This window comes from Herbaspirillum sp. RV1423, from assembly GCF_000577615.1.
Classification (GTDB): Bacteria; Pseudomonadota; Gammaproteobacteria; order Burkholderiales; family Burkholderiaceae_D; genus Herbaspirillum.
The window spans coordinates 1-15,847 of the sequence record NZ_CBXX010000014.1; the positions used below are offsets into that span (position 1 = coordinate 1).

At 58.4% G+C, this 15,847-nt stretch carries 21 protein-coding genes and 1 tRNA gene; 5 read left to right on the forward strand and 17 right to left on the reverse strand.

What is annotated here, in order from left to right:
• Positions 1 to 508 precede the first annotated feature (508 nt).
• Together RV1423_RS14410 and RV1423_RS14415 are read left to right on the forward strand one after the other, a co-directional pair.
• Entirely contained in the window at positions 509 to 970 is a 462-nt protein-coding gene (locus tag RV1423_RS14410) for a hypothetical protein (RefSeq protein WP_034297804.1), read from the forward strand.
• A gap of 219 nt (positions 971 to 1,189) precedes the next feature.
• Positions 1,190 to 1,426, forward strand: coding sequence for a phage baseplate assembly protein V (locus RV1423_RS14415; protein ID WP_051516692.1), 237 nt, complete (start codon positions 1,190 to 1,192; stop codon positions 1,424 to 1,426).
• 282 nt (positions 1,427 to 1,708) lie between these two features.
• Here RV1423_RS14415 and RV1423_RS14420 read toward each other — a convergent pair.
• From RV1423_RS14420 to petA, 6 genes are all read right to left on the reverse strand, one after another.
• Positions 1,709 to 1,784 (reverse strand) — tRNA-Thr (locus RV1423_RS14420).
• 24 nt (positions 1,785 to 1,808) lie between these two features.
• Positions 1,809 to 2,291 carry a ClpXP protease specificity-enhancing factor gene (locus RV1423_RS14425; RefSeq protein WP_034297807.1) on the reverse strand — a complete coding sequence of 161 codons (483 nt, stop codon included), beginning with the start codon at positions 2,289 to 2,291 and terminating at the stop codon, positions 1,809 to 1,811.
• A 135-nt stretch (positions 2,292 to 2,426) separates the two neighbouring features.
• A complete protein-coding gene (locus RV1423_RS14430) occupies positions 2,427 to 3,038 on the reverse strand; it encodes a glutathione S-transferase N-terminal domain-containing protein (protein WP_007879667.1) in 612 nt (203 codons plus the stop codon).
• A 92-nt stretch (positions 3,039 to 3,130) separates the two neighbouring features.
• Positions 3,131 to 3,895 carry a cytochrome c1 gene (locus RV1423_RS14435; protein ID WP_034297811.1) on the reverse strand — a complete coding sequence of 255 codons (765 nt, stop codon included), beginning with the start codon at positions 3,893 to 3,895 and terminating at the stop codon, positions 3,131 to 3,133.
• Positions 3,896 to 3,917: 22 nt separating this feature from the next.
• Entirely contained in the window at positions 3,918 to 5,366 is a 1,449-nt protein-coding gene (locus RV1423_RS14440) for a cytochrome bc complex cytochrome b subunit (protein ID WP_034297813.1), read from the reverse strand.
• Positions 5,367 to 5,368: 2 nt separating this feature from the next.
• The gene (petA, locus tag RV1423_RS14445) at positions 5,369 to 5,977 is read right to left on the reverse strand and encodes a ubiquinol-cytochrome c reductase iron-sulfur subunit (RefSeq protein WP_034297815.1); all 609 of its coding nucleotides are present in this window, start codon (positions 5,975 to 5,977) and stop codon (positions 5,369 to 5,371) included.
• A 258-nt stretch (positions 5,978 to 6,235) separates the two neighbouring features.
• Here petA and mscL point away from each other — a divergent pair, with 258 nt between their 5' ends.
• A complete protein-coding gene (mscL, locus tag RV1423_RS14450; RefSeq protein WP_034297818.1) occupies positions 6,236 to 6,667 on the forward strand; it encodes a large conductance mechanosensitive channel protein MscL in 432 nt (143 codons plus the stop codon).
• Positions 6,668 to 6,842: 175 nt separating this feature from the next.
• Here mscL and RV1423_RS14455 read toward each other — a convergent pair whose 3' ends face one another.
• Positions 6,843 to 7,616, reverse strand: coding sequence for a Nif3-like dinuclear metal center hexameric protein (locus tag RV1423_RS14455; RefSeq protein ID WP_034297822.1), 774 nt, complete (start codon positions 7,614 to 7,616; stop codon positions 6,843 to 6,845).
• Positions 7,617 to 7,641: 25 nt separating this feature from the next.
• Here RV1423_RS14455 and RV1423_RS14460 point away from each other — a divergent pair, with 25 nt between their 5' ends.
• Both RV1423_RS14460 and RV1423_RS14465 read left to right on the forward strand, forming a co-directional pair.
• On the forward strand, positions 7,642 to 8,814 hold the full coding sequence (locus tag RV1423_RS14460) for a Do family serine endopeptidase (protein WP_034297825.1): 1,173 nt from the start codon (positions 7,642 to 7,644) through the stop codon (positions 8,812 to 8,814).
• Between the two features lie 17 nt (positions 8,815 to 8,831).
• The gene (locus RV1423_RS14465) at positions 8,832 to 9,518 is read left to right on the forward strand and encodes a DUF2461 domain-containing protein (RefSeq protein WP_034297828.1); all 687 of its coding nucleotides are present in this window, start codon (positions 8,832 to 8,834) and stop codon (positions 9,516 to 9,518) included.
• 360 nt (positions 9,519 to 9,878) lie between these two features.
• Here RV1423_RS14465 and tatC read toward each other — a convergent pair whose 3' ends face one another.
• The 10 genes from tatC to hisB all read right to left on the reverse strand — a co-directional run bounded on the left by tatC (position 9,879) and on the right by hisB (position 15,832).
• Positions 9,879 to 10,658: a twin-arginine translocase subunit TatC gene (gene tatC, locus RV1423_RS14470; protein ID WP_034297829.1), complete on the reverse strand. Its 780-nt coding sequence runs from the start codon at positions 10,656 to 10,658 to the stop codon at positions 9,879 to 9,881.
• A 51-nt stretch (positions 10,659 to 10,709) separates the two neighbouring features.
• On the reverse strand, positions 10,710 to 11,210 hold the full coding sequence (gene tatB, locus RV1423_RS14475) for a Sec-independent protein translocase protein TatB (RefSeq protein WP_034297832.1): 501 nt from the start codon (positions 11,208 to 11,210) through the stop codon (positions 10,710 to 10,712).
• 117 nt (positions 11,211 to 11,327) lie between these two features.
• On the reverse strand, positions 11,328 to 11,540 hold the full coding sequence (tatA, locus tag RV1423_RS14480) for a Sec-independent protein translocase subunit TatA (RefSeq protein ID WP_034297835.1): 213 nt from the start codon (positions 11,538 to 11,540) through the stop codon (positions 11,328 to 11,330).
• 86 nt (positions 11,541 to 11,626) lie between these two features.
• Entirely contained in the window at positions 11,627 to 12,010 is a 384-nt protein-coding gene (locus RV1423_RS14485; protein ID WP_034297838.1) for a histidine triad nucleotide-binding protein, read from the reverse strand.
• A 61-nt stretch (positions 12,011 to 12,071) separates the two neighbouring features.
• Positions 12,072 to 12,416, reverse strand: a complete 345-nt coding sequence (locus RV1423_RS14490; RefSeq protein WP_034297841.1) for a phosphoribosyl-ATP diphosphatase — start codon at positions 12,414 to 12,416, stop codon at positions 12,072 to 12,074.
• Positions 12,413 to 12,865: a phosphoribosyl-AMP cyclohydrolase gene (hisI, locus tag RV1423_RS14495; RefSeq protein WP_034297843.1), complete on the reverse strand. Its 453-nt coding sequence runs from the start codon at positions 12,863 to 12,865 to the stop codon at positions 12,413 to 12,415. Before hisI ends, RV1423_RS14490 begins: the two co-directional genes overlap by 4 nt.
• Complete coding sequence (hisF, locus tag RV1423_RS14500) at positions 12,862 to 13,626, reverse strand: imidazole glycerol phosphate synthase subunit HisF (RefSeq protein ID WP_034297846.1); 765 nt, start codon at positions 13,624 to 13,626, stop codon at positions 12,862 to 12,864. Before hisF ends, hisI begins: the two co-directional genes overlap by 4 nt.
• Complete coding sequence (gene hisA, locus RV1423_RS14505; RefSeq protein ID WP_034297848.1) at positions 13,623 to 14,438, reverse strand: 1-(5-phosphoribosyl)-5-[(5-phosphoribosylamino)methylideneamino]imidazole-4-carboxamide isomerase; 816 nt, start codon at positions 14,436 to 14,438, stop codon at positions 13,623 to 13,625. The genes hisF and hisA overlap by 4 nt, the downstream gene beginning before the upstream one ends.
• A gap of 92 nt (positions 14,439 to 14,530) precedes the next feature.
• Entirely contained in the window at positions 14,531 to 15,169 is a 639-nt protein-coding gene (gene hisH, locus RV1423_RS14510) for an imidazole glycerol phosphate synthase subunit HisH (protein ID WP_081768833.1), read from the reverse strand.
• A gap of 66 nt (positions 15,170 to 15,235) precedes the next feature.
• Positions 15,236 to 15,832 (reverse strand): imidazoleglycerol-phosphate dehydratase HisB, encoded by a 597-nt coding sequence (gene hisB / locus RV1423_RS14515; RefSeq protein ID WP_034297853.1) that lies wholly within the window; start codon positions 15,830 to 15,832, stop codon positions 15,236 to 15,238.
• Between the last annotated feature and the right edge of the window lie 15 nt (positions 15,833 to 15,847).

Here is a 15,847-nt window from a genome sequence, read left to right on the forward strand (position 1 = left end):
CCGCTCGACCGGTCATACTCAAACTTTAGCCATAGCGTCCGGGATGACGACGACGAGGTAAAACCGTTCGACCGGTCATACTCGAACTCTAGCCATAGCGTACAGGATGACGATGACGAGTTAAAACCGTTCGACCGGTCATACTCGAACTCTAGCCATAGCGTTCGGGATGACGACGACGAGGTAAAACCGCTCGACCGGTCATACTCAAACTTTAGCCATAGCGTCCGAGATGACGATGACGAGTTAAAACCGCTCGACCGGTCATACTCAAACTTTAGCCATAGCGTCCGAGATGACGATGACGAGTTAAAACCGCTCGACCGTTCATACTCGAACTCTAGCCATAGCGTCCGGGATGACGATGACGAGTTAAAACCGCTCGACCGGTCATACTCAAACTCTAGTCGTAGCGTACAGGATCAAGACGACGCCCCAGCCAGCTCACTGGATAGCACTGAACCCCGTGCTAACTCCTCAGTCTCGCCACGCATCAGATGGAAAGCCGATGCAGAAGCTCGAAAGAGACGCGACGCTGCTGCCGAAGCCCGACTGCGGGATGACGCTGCAGTCTCGCCACGCATCAGATGGAAAGCCGATGCAGAAGCTCGAAAGAGACGTGATGCTGCTGCCGAAGCCCGACAGCAAGATGACGCTGCAGTCTCGCCACGCATCAGATGGAAAGCCAACGCAGAAGCTCGAAAGAGACGTGATGCTGCTGCCGAAGCCCGACAGCAAGATGACGCTGCAGTCTCGCCACGCATCAGATGGAAAGCCAACGCAGAAGCTCGAAAGAGACGTGACGCTGCTGCCGAAGCCCGACAGCAAGATGACGCTGCAGTCTCGCCACGCATCAGATGGAAAGCCGATGCAGAAGCTCATAAGAGACGTGACGCTGCTGCCGAAATCCGACAACAAGATGACGCCAAGCGCGCCGTTGCGTCTTCTACGGCGGAAGAATATGCAGTGAAAAGACGACGAATTAGTAGTCAGAGTGGTAGCGCAGACATATAAACAACAAAGGCAAAACCGGCTGGTTTAGACAGCGCTATTCAAAAAATCAGAAAAAGAAAGTAGCGCTCTGTCTCCAACTGGTTCATCCCTCCTCATGATGACGCGAGATAGTAAGTAACGCAGATATCACCCCTTCAGAACATGCATGCGCGCGCGATCCTGCAATATGGGTTGCATGAATTTCGACCTATCCGGCGCATTGCGCGCCAGAAATTCGCGAACATGGTTTCCGTCTTCGGATGGCGAACAAATCTCCATCTTCTCGCCCGACGGCGACCTCACACAAGGCAAAATCTTCTCCGGTCGTTTTACTGCCGACTTCCCGGCTCCTGAAACGAGCCTGTCGGCGAACGCCACGCCCTACGCCGACGGCGCGGTTGTGCGCTACGACCACGCAACGCACAAGCTATAGGCGATCCTGCCAGGCGGCAGCACCGCCATCATCAAAGCAAATACCGTTGCTGCGGACGCTGTTACGATCAGCCGCTTGCCTATTACGCGTTATGGCATCGGTTTGACGAGGCCAGCATCGCTGCAGGCATGCGATGCTGGCCGAGAACAGTCGTGAGAAGTCTGTTCAGGAGCTTAAGCGAGCGATTTTTGAGCATTACTGCGTAGTGAGAAAATTGCGAAGCAAAGACATATTTGCGAAGCAAAAAGAAAAGGCCCACCGAGCGGTGGGCCTTTTAAATACTGGTGCTGGCTGCAGGACTTGAACCCGCCACCCCCTGATTACAAGTCAGGTGCTCTACCAGATGAGCTAAGCCAGCAAAAACTAAGACCGCGATTATAACCTATTTAATTCTGGTTAGTACAGGTCTTCCACCCTTTTTTGGCGGCTCCGGCTCGTCATCGGGATTTTTTTCGCTGCTTGCTTCTGCCTTTTCTACCGCCGGGACCGACGCCAAGCCTGGCGTCGCCGATGCCTCCGGCGCGTCGTCGACATTTTCGCCGACGGCGAGCACGGACGGCGCTTCGAAGGCCATGCCCTGGCCGTTTTCACGGGCGTAGATGGCAATGACGTTTTCGACCGGGACCGAGATGTCGCGCGAGACGCCGCCGAAACGGGCGCTGAAATTGATGAAGTCGTTGTCCATCTTGAGGCCGCTGGTGGCTTCGAAACTGACGTTCAGGACGATCTCGCCGTTCTTGACGAATTGCATGGGAACCCGCGTGCGGGCATCCACCACCACGGCAATGTGCGGCGTGTAGCCGTTGTCCGTACACCATTCGTAAATGGCGCGCAAAAGATAAGGTTTGGTAGACACTTCTGACATGACGTAAACCGATCCGGAAAAACAGACTGCGCAATGCTTATGCTGAGGCGGCAGTCTTAAATGCGTTCGCCGATTGTTCCGTCACTCGGGACCAACCGGCGAAGTGCGATGAAGCGTACTGCAGTGCTTGGCGAATTAACGACGCATAACCTTTTCGGAAGGCGTCAGGGCTTCGATGTAGGCCGGACGCGAGAAGATGCGTTCTGCGTATTTCATCAGCGGCGCGGCGGTCTTCGACAGTTCGATGCCGTAGTGGTCGAGACGCCAGAGCAACGGCGCCAGGGCGACGTCGAGCATGGAGAACTCGTCGCCGAGCATGTACTTGTTCTTCAGGAACAGCGGCGCCAGCGTGGTCAGACGGTCGCGAATTTCTGCGCGTGCCTTTTCATGGGCCTTTTCTGCGGCCTTGGTCTTTTCGTTTTCCAGCGTGTGGACGTGGATGAACAATTCTTTTTCGAAATTGAACAGCATCAGACGCGCGCGCGCGCGCATCAGCGGATCGGCCGGCATCAGTTGCGGATGCGGGAAACGCTCGTCGATGTATTCGTTGATGATGTTGGATTCGTACAGCACCAGGTCGCGCTCGACCAGGATCGGCACCTGGCCGTATGGGTTCATGACCGAAATGTCTTCCGGCTTGTTGAACAGGTCGACGTCGCGGATTTCAAAGTCCATGCCCTTTTCGAACAGGACCAGGCGGCAACGTTGCGAGAATGGGCAGGTTGTGCCCGAGTAGAGAACCATCATTTTGTAGTGCCTTAGAAACAAAGGGGTGAGACGCCGTACGCCTCACCCCGATACGTACGTCCGCAAACCGCGCGGACACGAAAACTTACTGCTTACTTGACTTCTTTCCAGAAGGAGGCGTTCAGACGCCACGCCAACACCAGGAAACCGCCGAGGAACAGCAAAACCCAGACGCCGAGGCGCTTACGCGTATTTTGCGCGGGTTCGCCCATCCATTGCAAGTAGCCGACCAGATCAGCCACGGCGCTGTCGTATTCGACAGTGCTCATCTTGCCTGGTTTCAATTGTTCGAAACCGACAAATTTGTGGATGGTCTTGCCTTCTTCATGCGGATCTTTCTCTTCTGCAAACTTGGGCGCACGTATGCCTTGCAATTCCCACAATACGTGCGGCATGCCGACGTTGGGGAAAACCATGTTGTTCCAGCCGGTCGGACGGCTGTCGTCCTTGTAGTAGCTGCGCAGGTAGGTGTAGATCCAGTCCGGTCCGGAACCGGCTTCGGACGCCTTGGCGCGGGCGATCACAGACAAATCGGGGGGAACCGTGCCGAACCATGCCTTGGCGTCTTGCGGCAGCATGGTGGTCTTCATCAGATCGCCGACCTTTTCGCCGGTGAACAGCAGGTTGTTCTTGATCTGGTCTTCGGACAGGCCGATGTCGCGCAGGCGGTTGTAACGCATGGCCGATGCCGAGTGGCAATTCAGGCAATAGTTGACGAACAGCTTGGCGCCGTTTTGCAGCGCCGACACGTCGGTGGTGCGATCCGGCGCAGTATCCAGCGGAAAGGCTCCCTCGCTGGCGTAGCTCAGGGCGGGCAGCAGCACGAAAGTCGCGATCAGTCTTTTAAGCAATGTCATTTTTATCCTCTTGGCGGCTGGCTTAGTGCGGCTTGTAAGTAACGCGGTCAGGAACTTGCTTGAACTGTCCTGCAGCACTCCACCATGGCATCAGCAAAAAGAAACCGAAGTAAATGAAAGTACATACTTGACTGACGGTCTGGGCAATGTCGTTGATCACCGTGTGATCGCCGATGCGCAAACCGCCCCAGACTCCCGGCGGCTTCACGCCCAGATATCCCAGCACGAAGAAGGCGATCGCGAACAGGATGTAGATGTATTTGTGCCAGCTCGGACGATAGCGGATCGACTTGACTTGCGAATGATCCAGCCACGGCAGGCCGCCGAGGATCATGACGGACACGCCCATCAGGACCACGCCCCAGAACTTCGCATCGAAAATCGCCATGCCGATGATGACGGCGACGCCGACGACGATCGCCGCGATCTTGAAGGTGCTGTTGCGCTTGGAACGAAGCAGCAGCAGCGCGACGTAGGCGGCGACGCCGGCCATCAGGTAAACCATGAAGTCGGACGTGGTGGCGCGCAGGATCGAGTAGAACGGCGTGAAGTACCAGACCGGCGCGATGTGCGGCGGGGTCTTCAGCGAATCGGCCGGGATGAAGTTGTTGTATTCGAGGAAGTAGCCGCCCATTTCCGGCGCGAAGAACACCACGGCGGTGAACACGATCAGGAACACGGCAACGGCCATGATGTCATGCACGGAGTAGTACGGATGGAAAGGAACGCCGTCCAGCGGCACGCCCTTTTCGTCGAGCTTTTCCTTGATCTCGACGCCGTCCGGGTTGTTCGAGCCGACTTCGTGCAACGCAATGATGTGCGCGACCACCAGGCCGATCAGCACCAGCGGGATGGCGATCACGTGGAACGAGAAGAAGCGGTTCAGCGTGGCGTCGGACACGACATAGTCGCCGCGGATCCACAGCGACAGGTCAGGGCCGATGAAAGGGATCGCGCCGAACAGGTTGACGATCACTTGCGCGCCCCAATAGGACATCTGGCCCCACGGCAGCAGGTAGCCCATGAAGGCTTCGCCCATCAGGCACAGGAAGATGGCGACGCCGAACAGCCAGACCAGCTCGCGCGGCTTGCGATAGGAACCGTACAGCAGTCCGCGCACCATGTGCAGGTAAACCACGATGAAGAACGCCGAGGCGCCGGTGGAGTGCATGTAGCGCACCAGCCAGCCCCAGGGGACGTCGCGCATGATGTATTCGACCGAAGCGAACGCCAGGTTGGCGTCCGGCTTGTAGTGCATCACCAGGAAAATCCCGGTCACGATCTGAATGACCAGCACCAGCAGCGCCAGCGAACCGAAGGCGTACCAGAAGTTGAAATTCTTGGGAGCGTAGTACTCGGAAAGATGGGCTTTCCAAGTGGAAGTCAGGGGAAAACGGGCGTCAACCCAGTTCAGTGCTTTAGCGGCTATCGGTGCATCTTTGGGCAATTGTTTTTCTTGGAATGCAGCCATGATTACGCCTCGCCTTTCTCATCTTTGCCGATGACCAGTTTGGTGTCACCTTCAAACATGTGCCGTGGAACCTGGAGGTTGTCTGGGGACGGTTTGTTCTTGTAGACCCGGCCGGCGAGGTCGAAGGTGGAACCGTGGCACGGGCAGAGGAAACCGCCCTGCCAGTCGTCCGGCAGCGAGGGCTGGGCACCGGGCTGGAATTTGGAACTGGGCGAACATCCGAGGTGCGGGCAGATGCCGACCACGACGAGGACGTCTTTCTTGATCGAACGCCATTCGTTGAGAGCGTATTCCGGAGTTGTGGAGAATTCGGTGCGCTTGGATTCCGGGTCCGCAACCTGTGCGTCGACTTTTTTCAGCGACTCCACCATTTCCGGAGTGCGCTTGAGGATCCAGACCGGTTTGCCGCGCCATTCGACGGTGCGCATTTCGCCCGGAGCCAAGGTGGAGATATCCACTTCGACCGGCGCGCCGGCTGCTTTGGCGCGCTCGGATGGCTGAAAGGTGGAAACAAAAGCCCCTGCGGTAGCCAGTCCGGCCACACCACCCGCCGCGCAAGTCGCGACGAGCAATCCACGCCGACTGGAGTCGACCTGTTTTTCGTTACTCATACCAACCCCAATTAGTGAAAATACGAAAACTGCACGGAACTTCCAGCAACCTTAGATTATAACTAACCAAGGATGCCTTTTAAAGCGAATAAAATTCTGGAAACGCGATTTATGGAAATTTTTTAATATTTCAAGTGTTCCACAAGCAAAAATGTCTCAATCATTCGTATTGTGCAATAAATTGCCAGCAATTTACTTTTTAATCGAAGCACGATATAACCGACTGCATCGTTTTGCAACATTTTCTAGGAGAAAAAGATGGGCATGATGCAAGAATTCCGTTCTTTTGCACTCAAAGGCAACGTTGTCGACTTGGCCGTCGGCGTGATTATCGGCGGCGCATTCGGCAAGATCGTCGAATCGCTGGTACAGGACATCATCATGCCGCTGGTGGGAAGGATCTTCGGCGGCCTCGACTTCGCCAACTATTATTGGCCGCTGAACGGCCAGAACACCCAGTTGACGCTGGTGGAAGCCAAGAAAGCGGGGGCGGTGTTCGCTTACGGGAATTTCCTGACTATTTTGATCAACTTCCTGATTCTGGCCTTCGTCATTTTCCAGATGGTCCGCATGATCAACAAGGCGCGCGATCTGGCGACGGCGCAAAAGGAAGAGGCGCCTGCGGCGCCGGCCGCGCCATCGGAAGACATCGTCCTGTTGCGCGAGATTCGCGACGCGCTGAAAAAGTAAAACGGCAATATCGCCTCTATCGCAGTCGTCCCGGCGAACGCTGGGACCCGGCGCCGTAAGGACGATCGATACGACGCTCTGTCCGGAGATGCGTCAGGACGACAAGGCAGTACAAGTTTTACGAGGATATTTGCAAACTGGATGGCGGGCTGTTCAGTTTTTTCGTGCGCCCGCGTCAGACGGGATTGTCGATGTCGACAAACTGATGGCGAATGCCGAAGTATTCCGCGAGATGTGTTCCCAGCGCCTGCACGCCGTAGCGTTCGGTGGCGTGGTGACCGGCGGCGATGTAGGCGACGCCGGTTTCGCGCGCCAGATGCACGGTGGGTTCGGAGATTTCGCCGCTGATGTAAACCGATGCGCCGGCTGCAATGGCGTCCCCCAGGAAGCCTTGCGCGGCGCCGGTGCACCAGGCCACCTTGCCGACCGCTTGGCCGGCGTCGCCGATCAGCAGCGGCGCGCGGCCGAGACGGCGTTCGATCAGGCGCGCCAGGTCGCCGACGGTGGCGACGTTGGCCTCGGCTTCCGGCTCGCCGAGCCAGCCCAGCTTGTCCTCGCCGAAACGTTCGCTGCCGGCCAGAAGACTCAACTGACGCGCAAGCTGGGCGTTGTTGCCGAGTTCAGGATGGCCGTCGAGCGGCAAGTGGTAGGCGAACAGGTTGATGTCGTGGGCGAGCAGCGCCTTGAGGCGTTTGTACCTGGTGCCGATCACGCGCGAATCTTCGCCGCGCCAGAAGTAGCCGTGATGGACCAGGATGGCGTCGGCCTTGAGGTCGATCGCGGCCTCGATCAGCGCCTGGCTTGCGGTGACGCCGCTGACGACGAAGCCGATCTCGGCGCGCCCTTCCACCTGTAGCCCATTTGGGCAATAATCGCGGTATTGTGCGATATTCAGCATTTGCGCCAGGTATTTCGCAAGTTCATCCCTATTTGCTGTGCGCAGGGTCATTTTTCATCCTCATCTTTATTTCAATATGCGACGTTTTTGGCTGTTGTTTGCGCAAACCGTGACTGTCGGTTTGGCAGTCTGGTTCATTGTAGCCACCTTGAAGCCCGACTGGGCGACCGGCACGCTGAGCTCCCGGGTACGCCCCGCCGCATCGTCGGTACAGATGCAGGAAGCCACTCCCGGCGTACAGACGTCCAACTCCTATCGCGACGCTGCGCGCCAGGCGATGCCGTCGGTGGTGAACATCTTCACCACGACGGAAGCGCGACCGCAAAAAAGTCCGTTCCTGGACGATCCATTCTTCAAGAAGTTCTTCGGCGACCAGTTTGAAGACCAGCAGCAGGACGACAAGCAATCCAGTCTCGGCTCGGGCGTGATCGTCAGCCCGCAAGGCTATATCCTGACCAACAACCATGTGGTCGAAGCCGCCGATGAAATCGAAGTGGCGCTGGCCGACGGCCGCAAGGCTTCGGCCAAGGTCGTCGGCACCGATCCCGAAACCGACCTCGCCGTGATCAAGATCAACCTGCCGAACCTGCCTGCGATCACGCTGGCGCATGTCGAACAAGCCACCGTGGGCGACATCGTGCTGGCCATCGGCAATCCGTTCGGCGTCGGTCAGACCGTCACCATGGGCATCATCTCGGCGTTGGGCCGCAACCACCTCGGCATCAACACGTTCGAGAACTTCATCCAGACCGATGCTGCGATCAACCCGGGCAATTCGGGCGGCGCGCTGGTCGATACCAGCGGCAACCTGCTGGGCATCAACACGGCGATCTATTCGCGCACCGGCGGCAACCTCGGCATCGGCTTTGCGATTCCGGTGTCGACCGCCAAGAACGTCATGGAAGCCATCATCAATCACGGCCAGGTAGTGCGCGGCTGGATCGGCGTCGAGCCGCAGGACATCACGCCTGAACTGGCGGAAAGCTTCGGCCTGACCAAGAAGACCGGCGCCATCATCGCCGGCGTGCTCAAGAACGGTCCTGCCGACAAGGCCGGCATGCGTCCAGGCGACATCCTGATCAGCATCGAAGACAAACAGGTGGCCGACACCACCGACATGCTGAACCTGATCGCCCAACTGACGCCGGGGCAGAAAGCCAAGATGACCGTGCTGCGCAAAGCGCAGGAAGCCACGCTGGAAATCGTCGTCGGCAAACGTCCGCCGCCGAAACGCGAAGAACGTGAATAAAACAAGAGAGTAAGCGCATGCATATCCGCGACCTGACCCAATATCTCGCCGAGCTGTCTGAGAACAACAACCGCGCCTGGTTCGTCATGAACAAGCCGCGCTACGACATCCTGCGCGCCGAGTTTCTGGAGTTGGTGATCAAGCTGATCGCCGACATCAGCAAATTCGATCCGGCCATCGCCGGCTGCAATCCGAAGAAAGCGCTGTTCCGTATCAATCGCGACATGCGCTTCTCGCACGACAAGAGTCCGTACAAGACGCACTTTTCTGCAGCGCTCACCGCCAGCGGTTTGAAGAAGCCCAGCTCGGGCGGCGGTCCGGCATATTACTTCCACATCGACGCCGACGGCCAGTTGCTAGTCGCCGGCGGCGAATACATGCCGCCGGCAGACCGCCTGCGTGCGATTCGCCGGCAAGTTATCGCCGATGCCGCCGGCTTCAGCAAGGTGCTGAAGAACAAGACCATCAAGGACAATTACGGCGGCTTGCAGGAAGAAGGCAAACTGACGCGCCCGCCCAAAGGTTTCGACGCCGATGGTCCGCATGGCGAATACATCAAACTCAAGAGTTTCATCGTCTGGAAGGAAAGCAGCCTCAAGAAGAAGATCCCGGCCGATCTCGGCAAGGAAGTCCTGGCCGGGTTCAAGGATGCCTATCCGCTGGTGAATTGGCTGCGCAAGGTGCCGCTGGTTGTGCCGGAATAAAGCAGGCGCGCCAAAATCGCAAGACCACGAGAAGCTTCCCAGCCATCGTCCCTGCGTTCGCCGGGACCCAGTGTCGTGACGACGTCCGATACGACGCTGGGTCCTGACTTTCGTCAGGACGACGGTTATGGTGAACTGACGATACGGCAATGCAGTTCAGTGAAGCCTATTTCCTCTGCCGTCGTCCCGGCGCACGCTGGGACTCAGGGCCAAGTGTCGTGACAACATCCGATACGACGCTGGGCCCTGACTTTCGTCAGGACGGCAGTTGCGATGGACTGACTATACGGTAAGGCGTTTTTTAAACTTGACTGAACGGCATGACCACGACAAGTGGCCGTTCTTGTCGCGCTGCCCAGTTCACTGCCCGCTGCTCACGGGATCTTCCTGCTCTTCCGGGGCGCGCGTGGCCCTCTCGAAGATCGGCGCCACCAGCAAACCGATCTCATACAGCAGGCACAGCGGCACCGCCAGCATGAGCTGGCTCATGATATCCGGCGGCGTGACCACGGCGGCGACGACGAACGCGCCGACCACAACATAGGGACGAATCTGTTTCAGCTTGGCCAGCGGCACCAGGCCCATGCGCACCAGCACGATCACGATGATCGGCACTTCGAACGTGATGCCGAAGGCCAGGAACATGGTCAGCACAAAGTCGACGTAGCTGTCGATATCCGGCGCCACCGATACCGACTTCGGCGCAAAGTTGTTGATGAACGGGAACACCACGCCGAACACGAAGAAATAGCAGAACGCCACGCCGGTAATGAACAGCACCGACGACGAAATCACCAGCGGCGCCACCAGGCGCTTTTCATGCGTGTACAAACCCGGCGCCACGAACGCCCACATCTGGTACAGCACCCACGGCAAGGCGATGATGAAAGCCATCAGCATGGTGACCTTGACCGGGATCAGGAACGGTGTGATCACACCGGTCGCAATCATCTTGCTGCCGACCGGCAGCGCGTGCATCATCGGCGCGGCGAGCAAGTCGAAGAGATGCGCAGCCCACGGCATCATGCACAGGAAAATGATGAGCACGGCGGCGGCCGACTTGACCACGCGGCTGCGCAATTCGATCAGATGCGAAATGAAAGACTCTTCGCTACCTGACGTTTTCTGTTCTTCGGCCATGGAATTACTGCAGGAGTGGGATGGAAAACACGGAAAACGCGTCCATCGGGATTAGAAAAAACCGGCCGACTTGCCGGCGCCGATCGGACGGTATTTGGCCACGCGCGCCGCGGCGGAAATCACGCGGGTGCGGCGGCCGCTCTGGTTTTTGTACCACGACGGAACGGCCGAGGTGCGCGCCAGCTTCTTCTTGCGGAAATTCTTGGCCTTGATGGTCAGCGCTTCTGGACTCGGCGTTGTACTCCAGTTGGCGCCGCTGCCCGAGTTGCTGTCGTTCCATGCATCGTTGATGGAATTCTCGGCATCGGCAACGCTCTTGGAAATACTGCTGTGGACGTCGCTGGCGGCGTCCTCCACGTCCTTCTGCATCTTTCGCAGTTCTTCCAGCTCGATCTCGCGGCTGACTTCGGTCTTGACCTCGTTGATGTAGCGCTGGGCGCGGCCGAACAGCGAGCCGGCCATGCGCGCCACCTTGGGCAGGCGCTCAGGACCGATCACGACCAGCGCGACGACGCCGATTAAAGCCAGCTTGGAAAGACCGATATCAATCATTGCAAGGGTAACAATCGAAAGTGAATGCCGCGAAAATCAGCGCACATGACGCCGGGCATCAGGAACAACGATAGCCCGCGCAACCGGCAAGGCCGCACGGGCGTCGACGGAATAGGATCAATTGCCGGATTTTTCTTTGTCTTTGGCTTGCACGTCGATGGTGGTCTGATCCTTGGCGACAGGCTTCTCTTCTTCGCCCTTGACGCCATCCTTGAAGCCCTTGACCGCCTTGCCGAGGTCGGAACCCATGTTGCCCAGCTTCTTCGTGCCGAACACGACCATGACGATAACCAGAACGATCAACCAATGCCAGATACTGAACGAACCCATTTTTCTCTCCTAAGCGGACACGCATGTCCTGTATTCAATTAACTTCTCTACTGCCTATATTCCTGCTGTGCCGGACGCCGCGGCGTCTATCCCTGCAACACCGACTTGGCCCGCCACGGATGCGGGCCGCCGATGACATGCATGTGGAGATGGTACACCTCTTGGCCGCCGTCCGGGCCTGTATTGAAAAGCGTCTTGAAACCACCGGTCTTGCCGCCGGTCGCATCAAGCTGGTAACCGCATCCCTGTTCTTGCGCCAGTTTAGGCGCAAGCAGGGACATTTTACCCAATAGCGCCGCATGTTTCTCGCCGCAATCGGCCAGGGTCGCGACATGCTCCTTGGGAACGATCAGGAAATGCACCGGCGCGGCGGGATTGATGTCGTGAAAGGCGATGACGTCGTCGTCCTCGTAGATCACCTTCGACGGGATCTGTTTGGCGGCGATCTTGCAAAAAATACAGTTATCCAAAGCTGTTCCTCCTGAGTGTCCCGGTAAATTGCCGTCCGGATCGGTTTGCCGTTCTTCGTTCTTATTTGCCGGACGGACGGCTGGCTTTCTCTTCCAGCCCGGACAAGCCTTCGCGGCGGGCCAGTTCGTTGAGCACATCCTGCGGCTTGAGGTCGAACTGCGCCAGCATGACCATGGAGTGGAACCACAGGTCGGCGCATTCGTAGAGCACCTTCGATGCATCGCCGCTGACGCGCGCATCCTTGGCCGCCATGATGGTTTCGGCGGCTTCTTCGCCGATCTTTTTCAGGATGGCATCGTCGCCCTTGGAAAACAGGCGCGCCACGTAGGACTTCTCGGGATCGCCGCCATTGGCCAGTTTGCGCGATTCGATGACGTCGGCCAGACGGCCCAGTGTTTCACTCATGGCGTCACCTTGTTGGTTGTCTTGCGCGCACGCTTGGGCTTTTCCTTTTCCGGAACGGCTTCGATGTCTTTCAATACCGGCTCGACGGTCTGCCATTCGCCGGTGTCGGCATTGCCTTCGAATTTCTGGAAGAAGCAGGAATGACGGCCGGTATGGCAAGCGATGCCCGCAACCTGCTCGACCTTGAGCAGGACCACGTCTTCATCGCAGTCGAGGCGGATTTCATGCACTTTCTGGAAGTGGCCTGACTCTTCGCCCTTGTGCCACAGCTTCTTGCGTGAACGGCTCCAGTAGACGGCTTCGCCGGTCTGCACGGTCCTGGCCAGCGCTTCGCGATTCATCCAGGCGAACATCAGCACGTCGTTGGAACCGACTTCCTGGGCGATCACCGGCACCAGGCCGACTTCGTCCCATTTCACCTTGTTCAGCCATTTTGCGCTGATGCTCATGCCAGCCTCATTGGAATGTTCTGATCGGCCATAAAACGCTTCGCTTCCTGCACCGTGTGCTGCCCGTAATGGAAAATACTCGCCGCCAGCACGGCGTCCGCCTTGCCTTGCTTGATGCCGTCGGCCAGGTCCTGCAGGCCGCCGACGCCGCCCGAGGCGATCACCGGAATCGGCACCGCTTCCGACACGGCGCGCGTCAATGCCAAGTCGAAGCCGCTGCGGGTGCCGTCACGGTCCATGCTGGTCAGCAAGATTTCGCCGGCGCCGAGTTGCGCCATCTTGCGCGCCCATTCGACGGCATCCAGGCCTGTGGGGTTGCGGCCGCCGTGGGTGAAGACTTCCCATTTGCCTTCGCCGGTACGCTTGGCGTCAATCGCCACGACGATGCATTGCGAACCGTATTTGCTTGCCGCGTCTTCGACCAGTTGCGGATTGGTCACCGCCGAGGTGTTGATGCCGACCTTGTCGGCGCCGGCATTGAGCAGGCGGCGCACGTCATCGACCGCGCGCACGCCGCCGCCGACGGTCAGCGGAATGAAGACCTGCGACGCCACCGCTTCGATGATGTCGAGAATCAGGCCGCGACCGTCCGACGAGGCGGTAATGTCGAGGAAAGTGATTTCGTCGGCGCCTTGCTCGTCATACCGGCGCGCGATTTCGACCGGGTCGCCGGCGTCGCGCAGCTCGACGAAATTGACGCCTTTGACAACCCGTCCGGCCGTCACGTCGAGACAGGGAATGATGCGTTTTGCGAGTGTCATGATGGTTCGCTATCGGTCCCTGCGGACGACGCCGGCAACTCAGGCAACGAGTCGGTCAATTCGTCGGCGCGTTCCTGCGCCGAACTCAGGTCCAGCGTTCCTTCATAAATCGAACGGCCGCAGATGACGGCTTCGATGCCTTCATCCTGTACGCCGCACAGGGCTTCGACGTCCTTGATGCTGTGCACGCCGCCGGAAGCGATGATCGGGATCGAGACCGCCTGCGCCAGGCGCACGGTGGCTTCGATGTTGACGCCTCCCATCATGCCGTCGCGGCCGATGTCGGTGTAGACGATGGCTTCGCAGCCGTAGCCTTCGAACTTGCGCGCGAGGTCGACCACCTCATGGCCGGACAGCTTGCTCCAGCCGTCGGTGGCGACCTTGCCGTCCTTGGCGTCGAGGCCGACGATGATCTGGCCCGGAAAGGCGCTGCAGGCGTCGTGCAGGAATCCGGGATTCTTCACCGCGGCGGTGCCGATGATAATGTAGGACAGGCCATCGTCGAGATAGCGTTCGATGGTGTCAAGATCGCGGATGCCGCCACCCAGTTGCACGGGAATTTCATCGACATCGTTTGCGACGGCGAAATCGCGCACGGCTTTCAGGATGGATTTGACTGCCGCTTCGTTCTTCGGCTTGCCGGCGAAGGCGCCGTTGAGATCAACCAGATGCAGGCGCCGGGCGCCCTGCGCCAGCCAATGCCGCGCCATCTCGGCGGGATCCTCGGAAAAAACGGTGGCTTGGTCCATATCGCCTTGCTTCAGGCGAACGCAATGACCGTCTTTCAGGTCGATGGCAGGTATCAGCAGCATGGCTACGGTAATGACGTTGAGTAAGTGGAAGTAAATGGCAAATCAGCGCAACATGCGCATCGCTTGCCTGTTGGACAAAAATTAAGCAAAAATCAAGGATTCCAGTGTACGAAATTCCGGTAGAGCTGCAAACCCGCGGAGGCACTTTTTTCCGGGTGGAACTGGGTTGCAAAAATATTATCGCGGGCAACGGCGCAGGCAAATGCCTGCCCATACACCGTCTCGCCCACCACATGCGCCGCCTCGGCCGGTTGGGCGTAATAGCTGTGGACGAAATAAAAATAAGCCTGGTCTGCGATGCCTTCCCACAATGGGTGCGCGACTTTCTGGTGCACGCGGTTCCAGCCCATTTGCGGCACCTTGAAACGCGAGCCGTCTTCCTGCAGCATGCCGTCGAGCCGGAAGCGCACCACCTTGCCCGGCAACAAGCCGAGGCCAGGCGTATCGCCTTCCTCGCTCCAGTCGAACAACATCTGTTCGCCGACGCACACGCCGAACAGAGGCTTGCTGCGTGAAGCCGCGACCACCGCTTCCTGCAAACCCGACTCGCGCAGGCAGCGCATACAGTCGGGCATGGCGCCCTGGCCCGGCAGCACCACGCGGTCGGCCGCCCGGATGTCGGCGACGTCGCCGGAAATGCGCACGTCGGCTTCCGGCGCGACGTGGCGCAGGGCTTGCGCGACCGAGCGCAGGTTGCCCATTCCGTAATCCACTACAACAATTTTATTCATAGTAAAGAATGCAAAAGCACAGAAAGTGCCAACGGCGAAGCAACCTGCCCCGCCGACCGGCTCACATTACAAGCTGCCTTTGGTGGAAGGTATCGTTCCGGCCGCGCGCGGATCGAGTTCGATCGCCATGCGCAGGGCGCGGCCAAAAGCCTTGAATACGGTTTCGCATTGATGGTGCGCATTGATGCCGCGCAGATTGTCGACATGCAGCGTGACTTGCGCATGATTGACAAAACCATGGAAGAACTCGCTGGTCAGGTCGACGTCGAAACCGCCGATCATCGAGCGGGTAAAAGGGAGATGGTATTCCAGGCCGGGCCGGCCGGAAAAATCGATCACCACGCGCGACAGCGCCTCGTCGAGCGGCACGTAGGCATGGCCGTAACGGCGGATGCCTTTCTTGTCGCCGATGGCCTTGGCAAACGCCTGGCCAAGCGTGATGCCGACGTCTTCCACGGTGTGGTGCGCATCGATGTGCAGGTCGCCCTTGGCCTCGATATCGAGGTCGATCAAACCGTGGCGCGCGATCTGGTCCAGCATGTGATCGAGGAAAGGCACACCGGTATTCAGCTTTTGCTGGCCGGTGCCATCCAAGTTGATCGCGACGCGAATTTGCGTCTCGTTGGTGTTGCGGACGACTTCTGCAGTTCGTGGAGTAGGCATGATCAGGGTAAAGAC